This window comes from Streptomyces albus subsp. albus, assembly GCF_000725885.1.
In the GTDB taxonomy this organism is placed as follows: domain Bacteria; phylum Actinomycetota; class Actinomycetes; order Streptomycetales; family Streptomycetaceae; genus Streptomyces; species Streptomyces albus.
Genome location: NZ_JODR01000009.1, coordinates 273,504 through 294,611 on the forward strand (window position 1 = coordinate 273,504; position 21,108 = coordinate 294,611).

Below are 21,108 nucleotides of genomic sequence, written 5' to 3' on the forward strand. Positions count from 1 at the left end.
GCCCACGGCCCGGCGGAATCCCCGGTTCCGGGAAAGGGGGGCGCAAGGGGAGGCGGGGAGGACTACGGCCTCTTCAGGGCGTCCGCCGCCCCCACGCCGGAAGCCAGCGTGCCGACCCCGTCGGCATCGGCCGACGCCTCGGCCTCCAGCAGGTGCTTGCCCAGCAGCTCCGGCTCGGGCAGCTCCATCGGGTACTCCCCGTCGAAGCAGGCCCGGCACAGCTGATCCTTGGGGATCGTCGTCGCCTCGATCATGCCGTCGGTGGAGATGTAGGCCAGCGAGTCGGCGCCCAGCGAGGTGCCGATCTCCTCGGTGGACAGCCCGTTGGCGATCAGCTCGGCGCGGGTGGCGAAGTCGATGCCGAAGAAGCACGGCCACTTGATCGGCGGGGAGGAGATGCGTACGTGCACCTCGGCCGCGCCGGCCTCGCGCAGCATCCGCACCAGCGCCCGCTGGGTGTTGCCGCGGACGATGGAGTCGTCCACCACGACCAGCCGCTTGCCGCGGATGACCTCGCGCAGCGGGTTGAGCTTGAGCCTGATGCCCAGCTGCCGGATGGTCTGCGAGGGCTGGATGAAGGTGCGGCCCACGTAGCTGTTCTTGACCAGCCCGGAGCCGTAGGGGATGCCGCTGGCCTCGGCGTAACCGATGGCCGCGGGGGTGCCCGACTCCGGGGTGGCTATCACCAGATCGGCGTCGGCCGGCGCCTCGGCCGCCAGCTTGCGGCCCATCTCCACCCGGGAGAGGTAGACGTTCCGGCCGGCGATGTCCGTGTCGGGGCGCGCGAGGTAGACGTACTCGAAGACACAGCCCCGCGGCTTTGCTTCGGCGAACCTTTGCGTGCGGAGTCCGTTCTCGTCGATGGCGACGAGTTCGCCCGGCTCGATCTCCCGGATCACGCTGGCGCCGACGATGTCGAGCGCCGAGGTCTCGCTGGCCACGACCCAGCCGCGCTCCAGCCGGCCGAGGACCAGCGGGCGGATGCCCTGCGGGTCGCGGGCCGCGTACAGGGTGTTCTCGTCCATGAAGACCATCGAGAACGCGCCCCTGACCTTCGGGAGGACGCGCGGTGCGGCCTCCTCGACGGTGAGCGGCCTGCCGTCGTCGTCGGTCTGCCCCGCCAGCAGCGCGGTGACCAGATCGGTGTCGTTGGTGGCGGCGACCTGGGTGGCCCGGCCGTTGCCGGCCGCGGCCTGCGCGGCGACCAGCTCGGCGAGCTGGGCCGTGTTGACCAGGTTGCCGTTGTGACCCAGGGCGATCGAGCCGTGGGCGGTGGCGCGGAACGTGGGCTGGGCGTTCTCCCAGACCGAGGCGCCGGTGGTCGAGTAGCGCGCGTGACCCACGGCGATGTGGCCGCGCAGGGAACCGAGGGAGGTCTCGTCGAAGACCTGCGAAACGAGGCCCATGTCCTTGAAGACCAGGATCTGGGAGCCGTTGCTCACCGCGATCCCCGCGGACTCCTGACCGCGGTGTTGCAGGGCGTACAGGCCGAAATACGAGAGCTTCGCGACCTCTTCACCGGGCGCCCAGACACCGAAGACGCCGCAGGCGTCCTGGGGGCCCTTCTCGCCGGGAAGGAGGTCGTGGCTGAGCTTTCCGTCACCACGTGGCACGCTTCGAGTCTACGGCCAGGCGGGGTGCGCCGCCGAACCGGGGAAGACCCCGGCGGCCGAGGGGGTCTTGACGAACCGGCGCGCGGACCACCACGATCCGCCCCGGCCGGGCCGAGTCCGCTCCGGTGCGGCGCCGCCACCCCGGCGACGGTCACGTCCCGAGCGCCGGCTGTCGCTCCGCGTGAGCACTACCGCCGCGTACCGCGCCCCTTCGTCCGGTCTCCGCCCGCCGAAGACCCCGCCGCCCCGTCGCGACCCCCTCCGCACGCGGTGATGTTTGCCACGCCGCCGGACCGGCCCGGCACGCGGCCACCGGAGGAAAAGGGGGCATATCCCCCCGATGTCCCGTCGGCCTCCGGACAACCCCGCCGTACTCGCCCCCGGGCCGGGGCGACGTCTCAGGACAGGACGGGCAGCAGGGCCGACAGGTCGGAGCGTTCGCCGCTCGCCGCAAGGTGCGGGGTGGCGAGCGCCTCCGCCCAGGACGTGCGGCCCGTCGCCAGCCGGATCCAGGTCAGCGGGTCGGTCTCGACCACGTTGGGCGGGGTGCCCCGGGTGTGCCGGGGGCCCTCGACGGCCTGGACGACGGCGAACGGCGGGACGCGCACCTCCACCGAACCGCCGGGCGCCTTGGCCGCCAGCGCGTCGGCCAGCACCCGGACGGCCGCCGCCGTGGCCTGCCGGTCCAGCGCGACGCGGACACCGGTCGCGCGGGCCAGGTCGTCGCTGTGCACCACCAGTTCCACCAGGCGGGAGACCGTGAAGTCGAGCATCCGCATCCGGCCGAAGTCGTGCGGGATCACCAGGTCCTCGCGTACCGCCGACTCGATGACCGGCTCCAGGTCCGCGACCGCGCGGTCGATACGGGCCGGCCCGTCGGTCACCTCGGCGGCCTCGCGGCGGGTGGCCTCGTCCAGTCGTTCGGCGGCACCGGCCGTGGCCAGCGCCCAGCGGGTCAGCGACAGCTCCGGGGTGCGCGTGGAGACCTCGGTCTCCGGCCTGCCCAGCTGGCCCGGTACCGCCTCGATCTGCTGCGCGATGTGCACCAGCAGATGGTGCACATCCCATCCCGGCAGCCCGGAGGGGAGGGCGAAGCTGTCCGGGCCGAGCCGGTGCGCGGCGTCGGTGACGGCCTCCACCTGGTTGATGAGGGCGGTGCGGATGCGGTTCGGGTCGTACGTGCGCCGATCTCTGGGGGATGAGGTGCGTCGGGCAGGCGGCATACGCGTGAGAGTAGCCCTCTCGCGGCCCGGGAGGGAGAAGGCCCCCGCACCGCCCGCGGGGCTCCCCGGTGCGCCGGCGCGCCGTGTCCCGCCTGCCCGCGCACACATGCCGCGGGGCCGGAGGGGCTGGTCCACCAGCCCCTCCGGCCCCGTCGGGAGACCTCCGTCAGCCGAAGAGCCGCGGCAGCGTGCCCTCGTGGGCCTCGCGCAGTTCTTCCAACGGAAGGGTGAACTGTCCCTGGACCTCGATGGCTTCGCCGTCCACGACACCGATCCGCGCGGCCGGCATGCCGCGGGCCGCACACGTGTCGGTGAACCGGACCTCCTCGCTGCGCGGGATGGCCACCAGTGCCCTCCCCTGCGACTCGGAGAAGAGGAAGACGAAGGGGTCGAGACCGTCGGGGACGACGATCCGGGCACCCTTGCCGCCCTTGAGGCAGGACTCGGCGAGGGCCTGGACCACACCGCCGTCGGAGACGTCGTGCGCGGCGTCGGCCATGCCGTCGCGGGAGGCCGCGATGAGGATCTCCGCCAGCAGGCGTTCCCGCTCCAGATCCACCTGGGGCGGGCGTCCGCCCAGGTGGCCGTGGGCGACCTGGGACCAGGCGGAGCCGCCCAGCTCCTCGCGGGTCTCGCCCAGGAGGTAGATCAGGTGGCCCTCGTCGCGGAACGCCATCGGGGTGCGCCGGGCGACGTCGTCGATGACGCCGAGGACGCCGACGACCGGGGTGGGGTGGATGGCGGCCTCGCCGGTCTGGTTGTAGAGCGAGACGTTGCCGCCGGTCACCGGGGTGCCCAGCTCGCGGCAGGCGTCGGCGAGCCCGCGGCACGCCTCGGCGAACTGCCACATGGCCGCCGGGTCCTCGGGCGAGCCGAAGTTGAGGCAGTCGGTGACGGCGAGCGGCCGGGCGCCGGTCGCGGCGACGTTGCGGTACGACTCGGCCAGCGCCAGCCGGGCGCCCTCGTACGGGTCCAGCTTGGCGTAGCGGCCGTTGCCGTCGGTGGAGACGGCGACGCCCAGACCGGTCTCGGCGTCGATGCGGATCATGCCGCTGTCCTCGGGCTGCGCCAGCACCGTGTCGCCGAGCACGTAGCGGTCGTACTGATCGGTGATCCAGGACTTGGCGGCCTGGTTCGGTGAGGAGACCAGGGCGAGGACGGCGGCGCGCAACTCGTCCCCGTCCTTGGGGCGGGGCAGGGCGGCCGGGTCGTCGGCCTGGAGCGCGTCCTGCCACTCGGGGCGGGCGTACGGGCGCTCGTAGACGGGGCCCTCGTGGGCGACCGTCTTCGGGTCGACGTCCACGATCTTCTCGCCGTGCCAGAAGATCTCCAGCCGGTCGCCGTCGGTGACCTCGCCGATGACGGTGGCGGTGACCTCCCACTTCTCGCTGATCTCCAGGAAGCGGTCCACGTTGCCGGGCTCGACCACGGCGCACATGCGCTCCTGCGACTCGCTCATCAGGATCTCCTCCGGGGAGAGGGAGGAGTCGCGCAGCGGCACGTCGTCCAGCTCGACGCGCATGCCGCCCGAGCCGTTGGAGGCCAGCTCGCTGGTCGCGCAGGACAGCCCGGCCGCGCCCAGGTCCTGGATGCCGACGACGAGACCGGCGTGGAACGCCTCCAGGGTGCACTCGATGAGCAGCTTCTCCTGGAAGGGGTCGCCGACCTGCACGGCGGGGCGCTTGCTGGGCTTTTCGTCGTCGAACGTCTCCGACGCCAGGATGGAGGCGCCGCCGATGCCGTCGCCGCCGGTGCGGGCGCCGTAGAGGATCACCTTGTTGCCGGTGCCGGCGGCCTTCGCCAGGTGGATGTCCTCGTGCTTCATGACGCCCACGCACAAGGCGTTGACCAGCGGGTTGCCCTGGTAGCAGTCGTCGAAGACGACCTCGCCGCCGATGTTGGGCAGCCCCAGGCAGTTGCCGTAGCCGCCGATGCCGGCGACCACGCCGGGCAGCACCCGCTTGGTGTCGGGGTGGTCGGCCGCGCCGAACCGCAGCGGGTCCATCACGGCGACCGGGCGGGCACCCATGGCGATGATGTCGCGGACGATGCCGCCGATGCCGGTCGCCGCACCCTGGTACGGCTCCACGTAAGAGGGGTGGTTGTGGGACTCCACCTTGAAGGTGACCGCGTAGCCCTGGCCGACGTCCACCACACCGGCCTGCTCGCCGATGCCGACCAGCATGGCCTCGGCGCCCGGCCCCTCGGTGGGGGCCTTCTCGCCGAACTGCCGCAGGTGGACCTTGCTGCTCTTGTAGGAGCAGTGCTCGGACCACATCACGGAGTACATGGCCAGCTCGGCGCCGGTGGGGCGGCGGCCCAGGATCTCGCGGATGCGGGCGTACTCCTCCTCCTTGAGGCCGAGTTCGGCCCAGGGGAGTTCGGTGTCGGGAGTCTGTTCCGCGTGCTTGACGGTGTCCAGGCTCTGGGAACTCATGAGGCGACCAGCTTCTTGACGGCCGAGGTGAAGAAACCGAGCCCGTCGGTGGTCGGCCCCGTCAGGGCCTCCACGGCGTGCTCGGGGTGCGGCATGAGGCCGACCACGTTCCCGGCCTCGTTGGTGATACCGGCGATGTCACGGCGGGAGCCGTTGGGGTTGACGTCCAGGTAGCGGAAGACCACGCGGCCCTCGGCCTCCAGCGCGTCGAGGGTGCGCTCGTCGGCGACGTAGCCGCCCTCGCCGTTCTTGAGCGGCACGGTGATCTCCTGGCCGCTCTCGTAGTCCGACGTCCAGGCCGTCCCGGCGTTCTCGACGCGGAGCCGCTGATCGCGGCAGACGAAGTGCAGATGGTCGTTGCGGGTCAACGCGCCCGGCAGGAGATGAGATTCACACAGGACCTGGAAACCGTTGCAGATGCCGAGCACCGGCATTCCGGCCTTCGCCTGTTCGATCACCGTCTGCATGACGGGCGAGAACCGGGCAATTGCGCCGCACCGCAGATAGTCGCCGTAACTGAATCCGCCGGGCAGCACCACCGCGTCGACCTGGTGCAGATCCTTGTCCCGGTGCCACAGCGCGACGGGTTCACCGCCCGCTATGCGGATCGCGCGGCGCGCGTCGCTGTCGTCCAGGGAACCGGGAAAGGTGACGACGCCGATACGGGTTGTCACGCCGTGGCTCCCTCGGTCGGCGCCTGGGTGCCGGAGACCGCGCGCTCCACGCCGTCGGCCTCCACCACGCGGACGGTGAAGTCCTCGATCACGGTGTTGGCCAGGAACGTCTCGGCCAGTTCGCGGACACGGGCGAGGGCGTCCCCGTCCACGGGGCCCTCCACTTCCAGCTCGAAGCGCTTGCCCTGGCGGACATCGGTGATTCCGTCGAAGCCCAGACGGGGCAGTGCACGCTGCACCGCCTGTCCCTGGGGGTCGAGGATCTCCGGCTTCAGCATGACGTCGACGACGACGCGAGCCACAGGTACTCCTAGTGCTTAGCGGGGCGCTGCGTCGGCCAGCCTACCCGCCGACGGAATCTACGCGCGTTGATATGACGGGCTTCTTCCGGTTCCGCACGGCGATCCGCGTGATGATCCTGGTGGGACTTCGCGAAGCACTGGGAAAACCGTGCGGAAAAAAGTAGGGTCCCGATTGCGACCGGAACCCGATCCGAATTCCGGGCCATAATGTTTGTGCGCGGATCACGTCTTTGCGCGCCCTGAACCGGGCCACAGCGGACCACGCACAGCCGAATAAGTACCTGTCTCCTATCCGGGCTCGCCCGCAAACCCGCCCGTCGGCTCCCGCGGCCGGCAACGGAGCGGAACCGGGTGATCCCTTTCGGGATCCTGAGGGAAGGACCGATATCCGTGGCACAGCGCGTAGTAGTGATGCTCTCCGATGACATCGACGGCGGAGAAGCGGCGGAGACGGTGTCCTTCGGGCTCGACGGCAAGACCTACGAGATCGATCTGAACACCGACAACGCGAAGCGGCTCCGCGAGGAGCTGGCGCCGTTCGTCGAGGCCGGGCGGAAGCGGGCCAAGTCCGGCAAGACGTACCGGCGCACGTCCGTCGACCCCGACCCGCGCGCGGTACGCGCCTGGGCGGAGTCCAACGGGTTCGACGTACCGGCGCGGGGACGCATCCCCAAGAAGGTGTACGAGGCGTTCCACGCCGCCCGCTGACCCCCTCCCCCTCCCGCCGACACCCCGCCGATTCCCGTCGCCCCTCCCCCGTGGGCCGGCGCCGGCGGGGCCGAGGAGGGGGCGGGGGACAGGGGGTTGGGGGAGCGACTTGCCACGGACCCCGGGTGATCGGATACAGTCGGGGCACGCCGCGAGGGGAACCCCGAAAGGGGGAAACCGGCAGAGCGTGCGGGTGTAGCTCAGTAGTAGAGCGCCCTCTTTCCAAGAGGGAGGCGCAGTGTGCGATTCCTGTCACCCGCTCTCCATTACGGACCGCTGGTCGGAAACGATCAGGTAGAGTAGTGGTCGCGCCATTCGGTGAGAGCCGGATGGAGGCATGCGGACGTAGCTCAGTTGGTAGAGCGCAACCTTGCCAAGGTTGAGGTCGCGAGTTCGAGCCTCGTCGTCCGCTCCGTCAGAAGGGCCCCGGTCTCAGACCGGGGCCCTTTCGTGTATGCCCCTCCGCTCCGGCACATGACATTCGTCATCCGCACCGATGACGGTCCGCACTCGCTCCGGTCCGCTCCCGGAGGAAGGGTGGAAGGCATGGATGCGATCGAGGTCGAGGGACTGAGGCGCCGCTACGAGGCGGCGGACGGGGGCACCCGGCGGGGGAACGGCGGGTCCCAGGGCGGTTTCGAGGCCGTCCGTGACGTGTCGTTCTCCGTCCGCGAGGGGGAGATCTTCGCCCTGCTGGGCACCAACGGGGCGGGCAAGACCTCGACGGTGGAGGTGCTGGAAGGGCTGGCGCGGCCGACGGCGGGCACGGTACGGGTGCTGGGTTTCGACCCGTTCACGGAGCGCTCGTACGTCCGGCCGCGCACCGGGGTGATGCTCCAGGAGGGCGGGTTCCCCTCCGAGTTGACCGTCGAGGAGACGGCGACGATGTGGGCGGGGGTCACCAGTGAGGCACGGCCGCCGCGGGAGGCGCTGGAGATCGTCGGGCTGGGGGCCCGGACACAGGTCCGCGTCAAGCAGCTGTCGGGCGGGGAGCGGCGGCGGCTGGATCTGGCGCTGGCCCTCATCGGCCGCCCGGAGGTGCTCTTCCTCGACGAGCCGACCACCGGCATGGACCCCGAGGGGCGCCGTGACACGGCCGAGCTGGTGCGCCAGTTGCGGGCCGAGGGCACGACGGTGCTGCTGACCACCCACTACCTGGAGGAGGCCGAGCAGCTCGCCGACCGGCTGGCGATCATGCAGGCGGGCCGGATCGTGGGGTCGGGCACGCCGGAGCAGGTGGTGGCCGAACGGCCGTCGCGGATCACCTTCCGGCTGCCACCGGGCACGGAGGCGCGGGAACTGCCGCTGACCGTTCAGGCCGCCGTGGAGGGCCGCAGGGTGTCGGTGCGTACGCACGACCTCCAGCCGGTGCTGACCGAACTGCTCGTGTGGGCGCGGGAGGCGGGGGTCACCCTGGAGAACCTCCAGGCGCGGTCGGCCTCGCTGGAGGAGGCGTTCTTGGAGATCGCCCAGGCCGGCAACCGGCGGGACGGGGAGCCGAAGGGGTCGAAAGGGCCGAAGGGGCCGAAGGGGCCGAGGAGGAACGCGTGGACGGGGGCGAAGGCATGAGCACGACGATCAATGACGGCGGTACGGCACGGACCGGCCCGCCGCGCGACGGCAGGCCCGGCAGGCTGTCACTGCGGCGGATACGGGCGCTGGCACGGGCGGAGCTGACGCTGCTGGTGCGCAACAGGTCGGCCCTGTTCGTGGCGCTGCTGCTGCCCGTCTGTCTCACGGCGTCGCTGAAGGCGTCCGTGGAACAAGCCGATCTGTCGGGCACCGGCATCTCGGTGGGCACGGCCGTGCTGCCCGGGATGGTCGGCATGGTGCTGATGTTCGCCGTCTACAGCACCCTCGTCGGCGTCTACGTCGCCCGCCGCGAGGAGCTGGTGCTCAAGCGGCTGCGCACCGGTGAGGCCGACGACCTGGAGATCCTCGGCGCCGCGGCGCTGCCCGCCCTCGCCATCGGGCTCGCCCAGTCGGTGGTGCTGCTGACCGGAGGGGCGCTGCTGCTGGACGTGGGGGCGCCGGGGCGGCCCGATCTGCTGCTGGCCGGAGTGGTCCTCGGCATGGCGATGATGACGCTGCTGGCCGCCGCCTCCGCCGCCCTGACCCGCACCACCGAACTGGCGCAGCTCACCACGCTGCCGCTGATGCTGGTCACGTTCATCGGCTCCGGGGTCTTCGTACCGCTGGAGGTCTTCCCCGACAGGCTCGCGGACTTCTGCCGCCTGCTGCCGATGACCCCCATCATGGACCTGCTGCGCAGCGCCTGGACGGAGCAGCTCAGCGGCCTGGGGACCCTGCGGTCGCTCGCGATCGCGGTCGGCTGGACGCTGCTGGCGGCCTGGACCGTGCGCAAGCGCTTCCGGTGGGAACCTCGCCGCTGACCCTGCGGTGCGGGCGGCCGGCAGGGGACGGGAACGGAACGGGGAGAGGCGGTCGGCGATGATCCGCTGGGGGCGGGAGAAGCGGCGCGACTGGAAGCGGCGCAGCAAACTCGAACAGGTCGAGGTGTCCACCCGCTGGATGGTGCTGTGCACCCCGTGGATCTTCTACGCCAGCGGCATGCTCCAGTTCCTGACCGCCGTGCGGCCGGGCCGGGCACCGATGCTGGCGGCCGGCACCGTCCTCGCGCTGGGCTTCGTACAGGCGGTGCTCAGCACCGTCGCCGTCCGCCGCGGCATGGACTGCTACTTGGGCGTCGGGGCCGCACCACACCGGCTGCTGGCCGCCGGTGTGGCGCTGTTCGCCGTCACCGCGCTCGTGCTGGCGGCGATGGTGGCCTACGGCTGGGCCGGGCACGCGGCCTCCGTCGGCATGGCCCTCTTCGCCTCCGTCCCCAGCCTCACGGGCGTCCACGGACTCCTGGTACGGCCCCGCCGGGGTGCTGCGCACGCCGCCCTGGCCGCCGTACCGGTCGTCGGTGCACTCGCCCTCGCGGGGATGGGCTGGCCCGATCTGACGGGCATCCTGGTGCTGCTCGCCGTCGGTGCGTTCGCCGGGCTGTTCACCCCGCGCTGCTCCGCCTGGTACATCGCCGTCATGCGGGAGCTGGACGAGGCGCGGGCCGTCCACTCGCGGCTGGCCGTCGCGGAGGAGCGGCTGCGGTTCGGCCGGGACCTGCACGATGTGATGGGCCGCAATCTGTCGGTCATCGCGCTCAAGAGCGAGCTGGCCACCCAGCTCGCCAGGCGGGGCGCCCCTTCCGCCGTGGAGCAGATGCAGGAGGTGCAGGAGCTGGCCCGCCGGTCGCAGAGCGAGATACGCGAGGTGGTACGCGGCTACCGTGCGGCCGGGCTGGAGACGGAGCTGGCCGGGGCTCGCGGGGTGCTGCGGGCGGCGGGCGTGGACTGCCGTATCGAGTCCGTCGAGCCGGCCGCGGACGGGGATGTGCGGTCGGTGCTCGGCTGGGTCGTCCGCGAGGGGACCACCAATGTGCTGCGGCACGCGGAGGCGCGGCAGTGCCTGATACGGCTGACGGTGGAGGGCGGGAGGGCCGTCCTGCTGATCGAGAACGACGGTCTGCGGCCCGTGCTGGCCGGACGGGGCTCGGGCCTCGTCGGTCTGGCCGAACGTCTCACCGCTCTCGGCGGCACCCTGTCGGCCGTCCGCGTCGAGGCGGAGGGGGTCTTCAGACTCCGCGCGGAGGTGCCCGTCACGGCTGCCGGGGGCGGCAGTACGGCGGCGGACGGGAAGGCCGCACACGGAACCGAGGACGTCCGGGCCCGGGGGCGGGCGCCCCTCGGCGACGGGACGGCGTCCGGCGGTCCCGGTGCGGGTCCGGCTGACGGGCCCTGCGGGACCGCGGATGTGGCACCCCGGCCCGGGGCGGCGGCCACGGGGCGGACGTTCGCCGGTGCGGAGCAGGGCGCGGGACGAGGAGAGTGCGATGGGTGACGGAGCCGCAAGCCCGATCCGGGTGCTGCTGGCGGACGACGAGCATCTGATCCGGGGAGCGCTGGCGGCGCTGCTCGCCCTGGAGGACGACCTGGCCATCGTGGCCCAGGCGGCGTCCGGGACCGAGGCGGTCGCGATGGCGCGCGCCCACCGGCCGGACGTGGCGGTGCTCGACCTCCAGATGCCGGGCGCGGACGGGGTACGGGCCGCGACGGCGATCCGCGAGGCGGTCCCCGAGTGCCACACCATGATCGTCACCAGCCACGGGAAGCCCGGCCACCTGAAGCGGGCGCTGGCGGCGGGGGTGCGCGGATTCGTGCCCAAGACGGCGTCCGCGCAGCAGCTCGCCGAGATCATCCGTACCGTCCACGGCGGCAGCCGCTACGTGGATCCGGAGCTGGCGGCCGACGCGATCAGCGCGGGGGACTCGCCGCTGTCGGAACGCGAGGCCGAACTGCTGGAGCTGGCCCTCGACGGCGCCCCCGTCGCGGAGATCGCCCGGCAGGCGTCGCTGACCCAGGGCACCGTCCGCAACTATCTGTCGGCCGCCGCCGCGAAACTGGGCGCCGAGAACCGGCACGCGGCGGCCCGGACGGCGCGTGACCGGGGCTGGATCTGAGCACGGACGGGGGCCGGCCCGGGGCTCGCCGGGCGCTCGTCCGGCGAGCGGTCACGGCGGCGCCCAGGGGCGGCTATACTGGGCTGCGCACCACGGCGGCCCCCGGTCGGCAGTGGAGCACGCGGACGTAGCTCAGTTGGTAGAGCGCAACCTTGCCAAGGTTGAGGTCGCGAGTTCGAGCCTCGTCGTCCGCTCAGCAACGAAGGGCCCCGGTCGGCGGACCGGGGCCCTTTCGCATGTGCCCGGGCATCCCCGGCCGGACACCTGCGCCGGGGACGGGCCGGCGCGGGACGCGGCCCGGCGTACGCCCCGCGCGAGGGACGTACGCCGGGTGCGCGGTTCAGCTCCAGGGAACGCCGGTCAACCGCTCGTACGCCTCCACATAGCGGGCGCGGGTGGCCTCGACGACCTCCTCGGGAAGGGCGGGCGGCGGCTGCTCCGAGGCCCGGTCCCAGCCGGAGTCCGGCGAGACGAGCCAGTCACGGACGTACTGCTTGTCGAACGACGGCTGGGCGCGGCCCGGCTGCCAGGTGTCGGCGGGCCAGAAGCGCGAGGAGTCCGGGGTGAGCACCTCGTCGGCGAGGGTCAGCACCGGCTCGTCACCCGAGTCGTCCCAGCCGAACTCGAACTTGGTGTCGGCCAGGATGATGCCCCGCTCCCGGGCGATGTCGCGGGCCCGGTCGTACGCCGCGAGCGTGGCCTGGCGCAGTTCGACGGCCGTCTCCGGGCCGACCAGGCGGGCCACCTCCTCGTAGCTGACGTTCTCGTCGTGCTCGCCGACCTGCGCCTTGGTGGCCGGGGTGAACAGGGAGCCCGGCAGCTCCGAGCCGTTCTCCAGGCCCGGCGGGAGGGCGAGCCCGCACACCGTCTGGGCCTCCTCGTACTCGGCCAGGCCCGAACCGGCCAGATAGCCGCGCGCCACGCATTCGACGGGCACCATGCGCAGGGAGCGGCACACCATGGTGCGGCCCTCCCAGTCGGCGGGGGCGCCGGCGGGCACGTCGGTGCCCTTCACATGGTTGGGCAGCAGGTCCTCCAGCTGCTCGAACCACCACAGGGAGAGCCGGGTGAGGATGCGGCCCTTGTCGGGGATCTCGGTGGGCAGCACCCAGTCGAACGCGGAGATCCGGTCGCTGGCGACCATCACCAGATCGCCGGACTGGTTCTGGTACAGGTCGCGTACCTTGCCCGTGTGCAGGTGCACCAGGTCAGGGACCTGGGCGGGCTCGGGTTTTTCGACGAATCCCGTCACGTTCTCTCCTCCTGGGGGCAGCCGACCTCACGGCGGGTCCCCTGATTTTCCCCCGTCACCCAACCGGGACGCGCAGCGGTGCGCACCACGGGGCCGGCCGCCGGCCGGTTCACCCGCCCTTCGGGCCCGGCGCCCAGGGTCAGTCCCGTTTGCAGATGCGGTCGAGCAGATTGCTGGTGGCGCGCTGGATACGGGAGTCGACGTAGCCGGGACGGTCCAGGGCCGGCGACCAGGCGAAGGTGCCGGAGGAGAAGACGAGGGCGCCGGAGGGCGCGCGGTAGAGGGAGGTCTCCTGGTGGCGCACGGCGCCCGCGCGGTCGCGGTAGGGGGAGTGCGCCAGCAGGATGCGGGAGGTGTGGTCGGGCAGTGCCGTACGGGGGAAGTAGCGGTCGGCCTCGCCCGCGACCATGCCCTCCAGTTCGTCGCCCTCGCCGGCTCCGGTGGCCTCCCACAGCCAGTGCCCGGCGTTGCGGACGATCATCGGGTAGGGCTCGGCGACCTGCCCCGCGTACTGGATGCCCAGCAGTCCCTGCTCGGGCTCGCCCTGCTCCCGCCACAGCGCGGGACGGCCGGGCCCGCGGCGTTTTCGGCAGGTCAGCAGGCGGTCGGGGGCGCCGGAGGGCAGGGCGTCGAGTTCGACCCGCCAGTACATGGTGTTGGCGGAGAGGAAGACCAGCGCCGTGCCGCTGTCCCGGGCCCGCTCGACGGCCCGGCGCATCGGGACCGACCAGTACTCGTCGTGGCCGGGGAAGACCAGGCCCCGGTACCGGGTGGGGTCGATCCGTCCCGCGTGCAGGTCCCGGGTGTCGGCGTACGCGAGGTCGTAGCCGTAGCGTTCCGCCCAGCGGATGAAGTCGTAGGCGTGCCCCACGTGCAGGGGGAGCCCCGATCCGGCGTACGGGCGGTCGAAGGACACCGTCGCCGCCGCCTCGCTCTCCCCCAGCAGCCGTCCGTCGGCGTCCCAGGCGTGGTAGAGGCTCGCGCCCGTGTGGCCGTCCTCCGGGAAGAGGTTGTACGCCTGCCACGTCACGTCCGGCAGCACCAGCAGCAGATCGCCCGGGTCGCGATCGCGGACGGTGAAGGGGATGTGGGAGCGGTGCCCGTCGGCGGTGGTCAGCACGGCGACGTAGGCGCCGGTGGACCAGTAGTCGGGGATCTGGAGCCGCCAGGAGAGCCACCAGTGGTGGCAGGAGACCGTGCGGTCGGCGGTGAGCGGGGCGGGCTGCATGATCCCGGACAGCCGCGGGCTCGTGGTGATCTTCGTGGCGCCCGCGCCGGCGTAGTGGCCGATGCGGTAGACGTCCACGCCGAACGGCTGCGGCGGATTGACGGTGATGCGGAAGTCGATGGACTCGCCGGGCGGGGTGCCGCCCGCGACCGAGGCGAACCCTTTGATCTGGCAGCGCACGTCGTCGGCGGCGGGCGGTGCGCTGCTGGACAGGCCCCGGGTGCGCGGCTTGGGGAGCGTCTGGCCGCCGCCCGCCAGCTCGCGGACGAGTTCGGGGGTGCGGGAGGTCTGGCCGGGGGCCTGGTCGACACAGTCCACGTACCAGGGGACGAGCTGGCCGTTCTCGAAGTAGTTCTCGCTCACCCGCAGCCAGGGCAGCGGGCCCTGGCCGAACGGGTCGGTCACCGCGTGCGCCAGCGCGCCGGACTCCCACCGCCGCAGCGGTTGCGCCGGGCGTACGCCGTACTCGGCGCGCCCCTGGGGCGCGGAGCCCGCGGGGGACACCGTCCGTCCGGGGTGCTCGGTCTGCTCGGTTCCCATCCTGCTGCTCCCTCCCCGGCGCCCTCGCTCCGTCTCCCGCTAGCCGTAGGTGTGACGGCAGACAGCACATCACATTACGCAAGGGTGTGGTCACCCTTCGTCGCTAAATGGCTGGAGATGATCTTCAGACGAGCCGCACGGGCTTCTCCGGGCGCACCCCGACCCTCACCAGCCACTCCCGCAGTCCCTGCGTCTCCCCGTCCTCCACGAGCGACAGCACCAGGCCGGGCAGCTCCCCGGCCCGCTCCCCGTCCACGAACAGGGCGGGGCCGTCCAGCCAGTCGAGCCCCGGCACCGCGCCGGCCGTGTCGACCGCGGCGCAGCAGACGGCGGCCGTGACGTGGTCCGCCAGCAGTTCCTTGCCGGTGCGCGGGGGTCTGAGCGGCAGCCCCATGGGCGCCGGTGGCGCCGGATGCGTGTCCCCGGCGCCCGGCCACGGCCCCGCGCCGGGGCCCGCACCAGTGACCCCCGGGGCGCCCGTCGCCTCGGCGCGCGCCACCTGGGCGCTGATGCGCGCGGCCAGCGCCTCTCCCCCGCCGGGCACCGCGAACCGTTCCAGCACCCGGGCGAGCGTCGGTCCCGCAACCTTCGGGCCGCCGCCCGGCGGCGCCGGCGCGGGCGCGTCGCCGGAGACCGGTCCGGTGTCCGAGCCGGGCGCGAGCGTGCGGGACGCGCGCGGGGCGTGCGAGCCGCGCGCCGCGGACGCACGGCCGCCGGACGCGGCGCGGCACGCCGCCCGCCGGCCGGACGCCGGCGCACCCGCCGGAGCGTCCGGCACCGGCGCCCGGTCCGGCCGGGGCGCATCCGCCTCCCCGGCAGTCAGCCACGCCTCGTCGTCCTCGGCGGGGCCGGAGCCGCCGGCGGCCGGCCCGGACGCCGGCGCGCGCCGCGTCTCAGATGACCTGGCCCGGGGGCCCGTGTCGTCCAGCGCGGCGAACAGCCGGGCCGCCTCCGTACGCCAGACCCGGTCGACGACCTCCTCCGGGTACGCCGACCACTCCACCGGGGTCCACTCCGCCTCGGCTCCCGTACCGGCGGCGTACGACAGCGGCGGCCGGGGCCCCAGGAACAGCCGGGCGGCGAGCAGCGAGACGGCTCCGTCCACCCGGCCCGGCTCCGCCAGCAGATCGCACGCCGGGCGTTCGCCGAGACGTGAGGTGAAGCTCTCCGCGAGCCGGTCGCGGCGGGACAGTTCGGTCAGCGCCGAGACCACCCCGGCATCGAGGCGGGTGGGCCACAGGCCGAGCCGCCAGGCGGGCAGCGCCACCCGGGTCAGCAGCCGGTCCCAGCCGGCGTACGCGAGACCGACCTGCTCCTGGGCGGCGGCCCGCAGACCGTGATCAACCGCCTGGGCGCGCTCGGCCGCCGCAGCGGCGACCCCGCGCTCCATCTCGGCCGCGTGCGGTCCTGCCGCGCGCAGCATCCACCGGGCGAGCGGGCCGACCATCCGGTGCACCAGCCGGCGCGGGACGGCCGTCGCCCCGCCGCCCGGCGGGCCCGGGCCCACGGCGCGGTCCGCACGGTGCTCGGCGCAGGCGACCGCGGCGTCGAGCCCGCGCACGAAACGGCGGGCGGCTGCTATGTCCGGATGCGCCGACGGGCCGGTGCCCGCGACGACCGGCGCCAGCAGCGCCCGCAGTTCGGCGACCCGCATCCACCACAGGAACGGGGAGCCGATCACGAGAACGGGTGCCGTGCCGCGCCGCGCGCCGCCGTCGGCCCCCGCGCCGCCGGCGGCGCGGCCCCGCGCCGGGGCCCCGCCGTCCTCGCCGCGGCCGGGTCTGTGCCCGGTGTCCGGCCCGCCGGGGGCGTCGCCGTCCCGCTTGCCGTCGCGTACGGCGCGGTGGGCGCGGTCCTCCAGCCAGCTGTCGCAGTCGGGGGTGAGCGCGATGGCGGACGGTGCCGGGACCTCCAGCCGTTCGGCGAGGTCCCGGACCAGGGCGTGCAGTCCGGGGGCGGCCCGCTCGTCGAGGGGCACCGTCGGGGAGACGGCCGGGCGGCCCCGCGCGATGACGGCGCCGGCGACCAGGGCGCAGGCCAGGGTGAGCACGGCGAGGCCCGTCAGCACCCAGCGGGCCGTGTCCCCGCCCGGGCCGGGCCCCATGCCGAGCTGGCCGGTGGCGCGGCCCGCCCAGAGGATGACCGCGGCGGCGGAGGGGAGCAGCGCGAGGGCGAGCGCCGTGCTGCGCACCCTGAGCACGGCGAGGGCGTGATCGCGTGCGGACCGCGCCGCAGCGCGCCTGCCCGAGGCACCGGAACCGCTCACGCCTCACCCCCGCTCCACTCGGGACCGCAGCCGGGCTCTCCGGCTCCCCACCACTGTGTCACCGCGCTCCGACACCGCAATGTGCGCTGCGCCAGACGACGGACCGCGTGTCCGACGAGGCCACCACGCCTGAGCGGCACCATAGTTGGGGCCCTCGCAGGCGTCAGCCGTCCGAGGGCGTCGTCACTCGATGGAATGGCTTTGGGCAGAGCTATTGCCCGGAGCAGCCGGGCGGTATATACGCGCACCCACTCATGTGGCTCCCGGGACGCACGAGGTGCGGTTCCGGCGCGTACCGCCCGGCCGTCAGCCCTCCGCGGCGGCCTGTACGGCGGCCCGCTCGGCGATGTCCGAACGATGGTGGGCACCCGCCAACCGGACGCGGCCGACCGCCGCGTACGCACGCCGCCGTGCCTCCACCAGGTCCGCTCCCGTGGCCGTCACCGACAGCACGCGGCCACCCGCACTGCGCACGGTGCCGTCCTCGTCCGCCGTCGTACCGGCGTGCAGTACGTACGCATGGGGGCCGTCCTGCTGTTCGACGTCGGCCAGACCCTCCACGACATCACCCGTACGGGGCTTCGCCGGGTAGCCCTCCGCCGCCAGCACCACGGTGACCGCCGCGTCGTCGCTCCAGCGCAGCGCCGGGAAGTCGGCGAGCGAACCGGTGGCCGCCGCGTACAGCAGGCCGCCCAGCGGCGTACGCAGCCGGGCCAGCACCACCTGCGTCTCCGGGTCCCCGAACCTGGCGTTGAACTCGATCACCCGCACCCCGCGCGAGGTGAGCGCCAGCCCCGCGTAGAGCAGCCCCGAGAACGGGGTGCCGCGGCGGTGCAGCTCCCGCACGGTCGGCTCCAGCACCGTGGCCGTCACCTCCGCGACCAGCTTCGGGTCCGCCCACGGCAGCGGCGAATAGGCGCCCATACCACCGGTGTTGGGGCCCTCGTCACCGTCGTGGGCGCGCTTGAAGTCCTGGGCGGGCTGGAGCGGCACGACCGTCTCGCCGTCCGTCACCGCGAAGAGGGACACCTCGGGGCCGTCAAGGAACTCCTCGACGACGACCGTGCCGCCGCAGGCCCGCGCGTGCGCACGGGCCTGCTCCACGTCGTCCGTCACCACGACGCCCTTGCCCGCGGCCAGACCGTCGTCCTTGACCACGTACGGCGGGCCGAACGCGTCCAGCGCGGCGTCCGCCTCCTCGGGCGTCGTGCACACGTAGCTGCGGGCCGTGGGCACACCGGCGTTCGCCATGACCTCCTTCGCGAACGCCTTCGAGCCCTCCAGCATCGCCGCCTGCGCGGACGGGCCGAAGACCGGTACGCCCTGCTCGCGCAGCACGTCCGCGACGCCCGCGACCAGCGGGGCCTCCGGGCCGATCACGACCAGATCGGCCCGTACCTGTTCCGAGCGCGCCAGCGCGGCGACCGCCTCCCCGTCCAGCGGGTCCACGGCGTGCCGGGTGGCCACCTCGGCGATCCCCGCGTTGCCCGGTGCGCAGTGCACCTCGGTCACCTCGGGGTCCAGGGAGAGCGAGCGACAGATTGCGTGTTCGCGGGCACCGCCGCCAATGACCAGAATCCTCACGCCCGCCACCCTAGCGGCACCCGGTGGCGTGGCAGCGCGGCCCGTACGGGTGACAGGAACCGCGCTTTATACCCGACCGGGCGCCACTTTGGAGGGGATTTCCCCGCCGAAGTGCGGCGTGGCCCCTCCGTCGGCGGTAGGAAGGGGCCCGCCGGGGCCGTGCCGGCTCGCCCCGGCCCGCCCGGCGGCACATGACCATCGAAGGAGTACGGGTGAAGCGGGTCAAACAGCCGGATCTGCTGGGGCGGGGGTTCCCGTCCGGGGACTGGGACGAGCCCGCCGAACGACTGGAAGAGCTCTACCAGTGGGTGGAGCAGGAAGCGATGCGCGTCGTCGACTGGTACCTCGCCGACCGGGTGCGCAAGCGCCGCTGGGCGCGGGTGCTGCGGGGCGGCGTGGTCGCCGGGAGCGCGGCGGGTGTGCTGCTGCCCCTCCTGGGGCCCGCCGGGCTGCCTTTGGCGGCCGTCGGCGCCGGCGACGGGTGGGCCGGGTACGCCGGGTACCTGGCGCTGCTGGTGGCCGCCGGGTGCGCACTGGCCGACCGGTGGCTCGGGCTCACCGCCGGGTGGATGCGCGACGTGGCCACCGCGCTGGCCGTCCACCGGCGGCTGGAGGCGCTGCGCTACGAGTGGGCGGCCGAGAACGTCCGTGAGGTCCTCGGCCCGGCCGAGGGAACAGCCGGGGAGGCCGCGGAGCGGGCCCTGGCCGTCCTGCGGCGGTTCTCCGAGGACGTCAACGAGACGGTACGCGCCGAGACCGCCGACTGGATGATCGCCTTCCGCACCTCCGGCTCACCCCTGACACTGGGCGCTCCCGCCGCCGCGGCACCGGCGGGACGCGGGCCCGCGCGCCGTATCCCGCCGCCGGGGCCGGGGCCCGGCTGGGCCACCATGCCGCGCCAGCGGCCCCCCGCGGGCTGAGCGAGGGGCCGACAGCGGGAGTGCCGCCGCCGTCCCGGTCCCCGCGGGGCCGGGACGGCGGCGCACCACCGGGCGGGTCAGCCGAAGACGATCATGGAGCCCTGGGCGAGGCTCCGGGTCGCCGCCGCGTGGAGGCCCAGCCACACGTGCCGCTCCCGGCCGAAGGGCGTGCCGTCGTCGTAGCCGATGGCGGCGGACGCGGCCGGCTCGTCCAGGTCGGTGGGGCGCAGCGGGGCCGCGGGGGCGGGTGGCGGGTTGCCGGGGTCGATGCCCAGGTGCGGCCCGACCAGCTGGAGTTCCCGCAGCAGTCCGTGGCTGGAGCCCAGCGGGCCGCTCCCGGCGAGCAGTTCGTCGTCGTACAGCGGTGCCGTGAAGTCGACGGGGATGTACGACCCCGCGTGGTCGTAGTGCCACACCAGATGCGACTGCTGTGCCGTCTGCTCGAACATCTCCAGCAGTTGCTCGTAGTCGTTGCCCAGCTCCCCCACGGGCGTGACCTCCAGCCCGGCGGCCAGCAGCAGATAGGCGCGGCGCAGGTAGTGCAGTGCTTCGTAGTCGAAACCCGCGACAGGGGCGACGTCGCCGGACAGGCCCGGCATGTAGCCGAAGACGGGCACCGTGGGCAGGCCCGCGTCGGTGAGTGCTCGGTCGTAGGTGGCGATCTCTTCCGCGAAGGGGTTGTCGGGGCTGTGGCAGAGCACGTCGACGAGGGGTACCAGCCAAAGGTCACAGGCCAAGGAGCGCTCCTATACCGTCAGGGACCTGTCGTGGCGCACAGCGTAATGCGCCCTGGTGCGGGGCCGGTTGTCAGCTCCGGGCCCGCTCCTGCTGGGTGCGCGGCGCGGGCGGCGCGTGGGTCCGCGGCAGTGCCCGGCCCGCGCCGGGTACCGGGGGCCGTACGGGTCCGGGTACCCGGGGACGCGAGGTGCGCACCCTGGTCGGGTGCATGCCCGTTATCGGCGTCGCCGTACCGGAGGCCGGCGGGGACGCGGACGGCGGCCCGGGTCGGTGTCCCGGCGCCCAGGGGCCCGGCGCTGTGTCGCGGGAACCGCCGCCGGGCCGCTGGCCGAAGCCGCCGCCGAGGGCCGGGCCGGTGGCGGATGAACGTTCATGCGGGGTCGTCCTCCGCCGCGCCGACCTGGCTGAGGGCGTGCTGGTTGTAGGTGGCGATGACCTCGCGGGCGGCGCGTGCGTCGCCCGCCTCCACGGCGTCGAGGAGGGCGTTGTGGCCGGACCACAGCCGGCCGCGCAGGGTGGGATCGGCGCGCAGCACGGGCACGGCGTAGACCCAGCACTGGACGCGGAGGCGGTCGAGGAAGTCGCAGATGTACGCGTTGCCGAGCAGACCGCTCAACTCCCGCCAGAACCGCAGGTCGTAGGCGATCAGCACATCGAGGTCACCGGCGCGGGCGGCGCGTTCGGCGGCGTCGGCGCGGCGGCGCACGGAGGTCAGCACCTCCGGGCCCAGGCCGCCCAGCGCCCGGCGGGCCACCGCGGGCGGGCCGGTGGCGCCGGCCTGCGCGGCGGCCGGGCCGGCGTCCGCCGCGAGGCCCTGGAAGATGCCGTCGACGACGAGTTGCCGCGCCTCGCACATGGCGCGGTAGTCGGCGAGTGTGAACTCGTGGACGCGGAAGCCGCGGTGCTGTTCGACGTCGAGCAGCCCCTGCGCGGCGAGATCGACCAGCGCTTCCCGGACGGGGGTCGCGGAGACGCCGTACTGTTCGGCGATCTCCTTGACGGTGAAGTCACGGCCGGTGGCGAGCCTCCCGGCCAGGATCTCGTCCCGCAGTGCGGCGGCGATCTGCGCGCGCAGGGTGCTGCGTTTGATCACGCGCCCGT

General features: G+C 73.6%; 17 protein-coding genes and 3 tRNA genes. 9 read left to right on the forward strand and 11 right to left on the reverse strand.

The genetic code is table 11. The features are described from left to right. Nucleotides 1–62: 62 nt before the first annotated feature. From purF to purS, 5 genes are all read right to left on the reverse strand, one after another. Entirely contained in the window at nucleotides 63–1,613 is a 1,551-nt protein-coding gene (purF, locus tag IO40_RS0112345) for an amidophosphoribosyltransferase (protein ID WP_016471858.1), read from the reverse strand. A gap of 398 nt (nucleotides 1,614–2,011) precedes the next feature. Further along, complete coding sequence (locus IO40_RS0112350) at nucleotides 2,012–2,836, reverse strand: maleylpyruvate isomerase family mycothiol-dependent enzyme (RefSeq protein WP_030407737.1); 825 nt, start codon at nucleotides 2,834–2,836, stop codon at nucleotides 2,012–2,014. 166 nt (nucleotides 2,837–3,002) lie between these two features. Then, nucleotides 3,003–5,273 carry a phosphoribosylformylglycinamidine synthase subunit PurL gene (gene purL / locus IO40_RS0112355; RefSeq protein WP_031175420.1) on the reverse strand — a complete coding sequence of 757 codons (2,271 nt, stop codon included), beginning with the start codon at nucleotides 5,271–5,273 and terminating at the stop codon, nucleotides 3,003–3,005. After that, nucleotides 5,270–5,947 carry a phosphoribosylformylglycinamidine synthase subunit PurQ gene (gene purQ / locus IO40_RS0112360; RefSeq protein WP_016471861.1) on the reverse strand — a complete coding sequence of 226 codons (678 nt, stop codon included), beginning with the start codon at nucleotides 5,945–5,947 and terminating at the stop codon, nucleotides 5,270–5,272. Before purQ ends, purL begins: the two co-directional genes overlap by 4 nt. Further along, complete coding sequence (purS, locus tag IO40_RS0112365) at nucleotides 5,944–6,249, reverse strand: phosphoribosylformylglycinamidine synthase subunit PurS (RefSeq protein WP_016471862.1); 306 nt, start codon at nucleotides 6,247–6,249, stop codon at nucleotides 5,944–5,946. Before purS ends, purQ begins: the two co-directional genes overlap by 4 nt. Before the next feature lie 390 nt (nucleotides 6,250–6,639). Between purS and IO40_RS0112370 the strand changes: the two genes are divergently transcribed. From IO40_RS0112370 to IO40_RS0112405, 8 genes are all read left to right on the forward strand, one after another. Then, nucleotides 6,640–6,957, forward strand: a complete 318-nt coding sequence (locus IO40_RS0112370) for a histone-like nucleoid-structuring protein Lsr2 (protein WP_030407740.1) — start codon at nucleotides 6,640–6,642, stop codon at nucleotides 6,955–6,957. A 189-nt stretch (nucleotides 6,958–7,146) separates the two neighbouring features. After that, a tRNA-Gly gene (locus IO40_RS0112375) sits at nucleotides 7,147–7,218 on the forward strand. A gap of 78 nt (nucleotides 7,219–7,296) precedes the next feature. After that, nucleotides 7,297–7,369 (forward strand) — tRNA-Gly (locus IO40_RS0112380). 134 nt (nucleotides 7,370–7,503) lie between these two features. After that, entirely contained in the window at nucleotides 7,504–8,526 is a 1,023-nt protein-coding gene (locus tag IO40_RS0112385) for an ABC transporter ATP-binding protein (protein ID WP_033229490.1), read from the forward strand. Further along, nucleotides 8,523–9,350, forward strand: a complete 828-nt coding sequence (locus IO40_RS0112390; RefSeq protein WP_031175422.1) for an ABC transporter permease — start codon at nucleotides 8,523–8,525, stop codon at nucleotides 9,348–9,350. Before IO40_RS0112385 ends, IO40_RS0112390 begins: the two co-directional genes overlap by 4 nt. A 58-nt stretch (nucleotides 9,351–9,408) precedes the next feature. Further along, nucleotides 9,409–10,860 carry a sensor histidine kinase gene (locus tag IO40_RS0112395; protein WP_033229492.1) on the forward strand — a complete coding sequence of 484 codons (1,452 nt, stop codon included), beginning with the start codon at nucleotides 9,409–9,411 and terminating at the stop codon, nucleotides 10,858–10,860. Then, nucleotides 10,853–11,479, forward strand: a complete 627-nt coding sequence (locus IO40_RS0112400; RefSeq protein WP_031175424.1) for a response regulator transcription factor — start codon at nucleotides 10,853–10,855, stop codon at nucleotides 11,477–11,479. The genes IO40_RS0112395 and IO40_RS0112400 overlap by 8 nt, the downstream gene beginning before the upstream one ends. Nucleotides 11,480–11,600: 121 nt before the next feature. Continuing rightward, nucleotides 11,601–11,673 (forward strand) — tRNA-Gly (locus tag IO40_RS0112405). A 146-nt stretch (nucleotides 11,674–11,819) separates the two neighbouring features. Here the strand turns inward: IO40_RS0112405 and IO40_RS0112410 are convergent. From IO40_RS0112410 to purD, 4 genes are all read right to left on the reverse strand, one after another. Further along, nucleotides 11,820–12,731: a phosphoribosylaminoimidazolesuccinocarboxamide synthase gene (locus IO40_RS0112410; protein ID WP_016471868.1), complete on the reverse strand. Its 912-nt coding sequence runs from the start codon at nucleotides 12,729–12,731 to the stop codon at nucleotides 11,820–11,822. 139 nt (nucleotides 12,732–12,870) lie between these two features. After that, a complete protein-coding gene (locus IO40_RS0112415) occupies nucleotides 12,871–14,499 on the reverse strand; it encodes a N,N-dimethylformamidase beta subunit family domain-containing protein (RefSeq protein ID WP_016471869.1) in 1,629 nt (542 codons plus the stop codon). Between the two features lie 124 nt (nucleotides 14,500–14,623). After that, nucleotides 14,624–16,765, reverse strand: a complete 2,142-nt coding sequence (locus IO40_RS0112420; protein ID WP_031175425.1) for a hypothetical protein — start codon at nucleotides 16,763–16,765, stop codon at nucleotides 14,624–14,626. A 306-nt stretch (nucleotides 16,766–17,071) separates the two neighbouring features. Beyond that, on the reverse strand, nucleotides 17,072–18,349 hold the full coding sequence (gene purD, locus IO40_RS0112425) for a phosphoribosylamine--glycine ligase (protein WP_016471872.1): 1,278 nt from the start codon (nucleotides 18,347–18,349) through the stop codon (nucleotides 17,072–17,074). 212 nt (nucleotides 18,350–18,561) lie between these two features. On the opposite strand from purD, the gene IO40_RS0112430 reads away from it, so the two are divergent. After that, nucleotides 18,562–19,269, forward strand: a complete 708-nt coding sequence (locus IO40_RS0112430; RefSeq protein WP_016471873.1) for an SLATT domain-containing protein — start codon at nucleotides 18,562–18,564, stop codon at nucleotides 19,267–19,269. A gap of 77 nt (nucleotides 19,270–19,346) precedes the next feature. Here IO40_RS0112430 and IO40_RS0112435 read toward each other — a convergent pair whose 3' ends face one another. Then, nucleotides 19,347–20,006, reverse strand: a complete 660-nt coding sequence (locus IO40_RS0112435; RefSeq protein ID WP_016471874.1) for a hypothetical protein — start codon at nucleotides 20,004–20,006, stop codon at nucleotides 19,347–19,349. A gap of 371 nt (nucleotides 20,007–20,377) precedes the next feature. Continuing rightward, nucleotides 20,378–21,100: a GntR family transcriptional regulator gene (locus tag IO40_RS0112440; protein ID WP_225841254.1), complete on the reverse strand. Its 723-nt coding sequence runs from the start codon at nucleotides 21,098–21,100 to the stop codon at nucleotides 20,378–20,380. Nucleotides 21,101–21,108 lie beyond the last annotated feature (8 nt).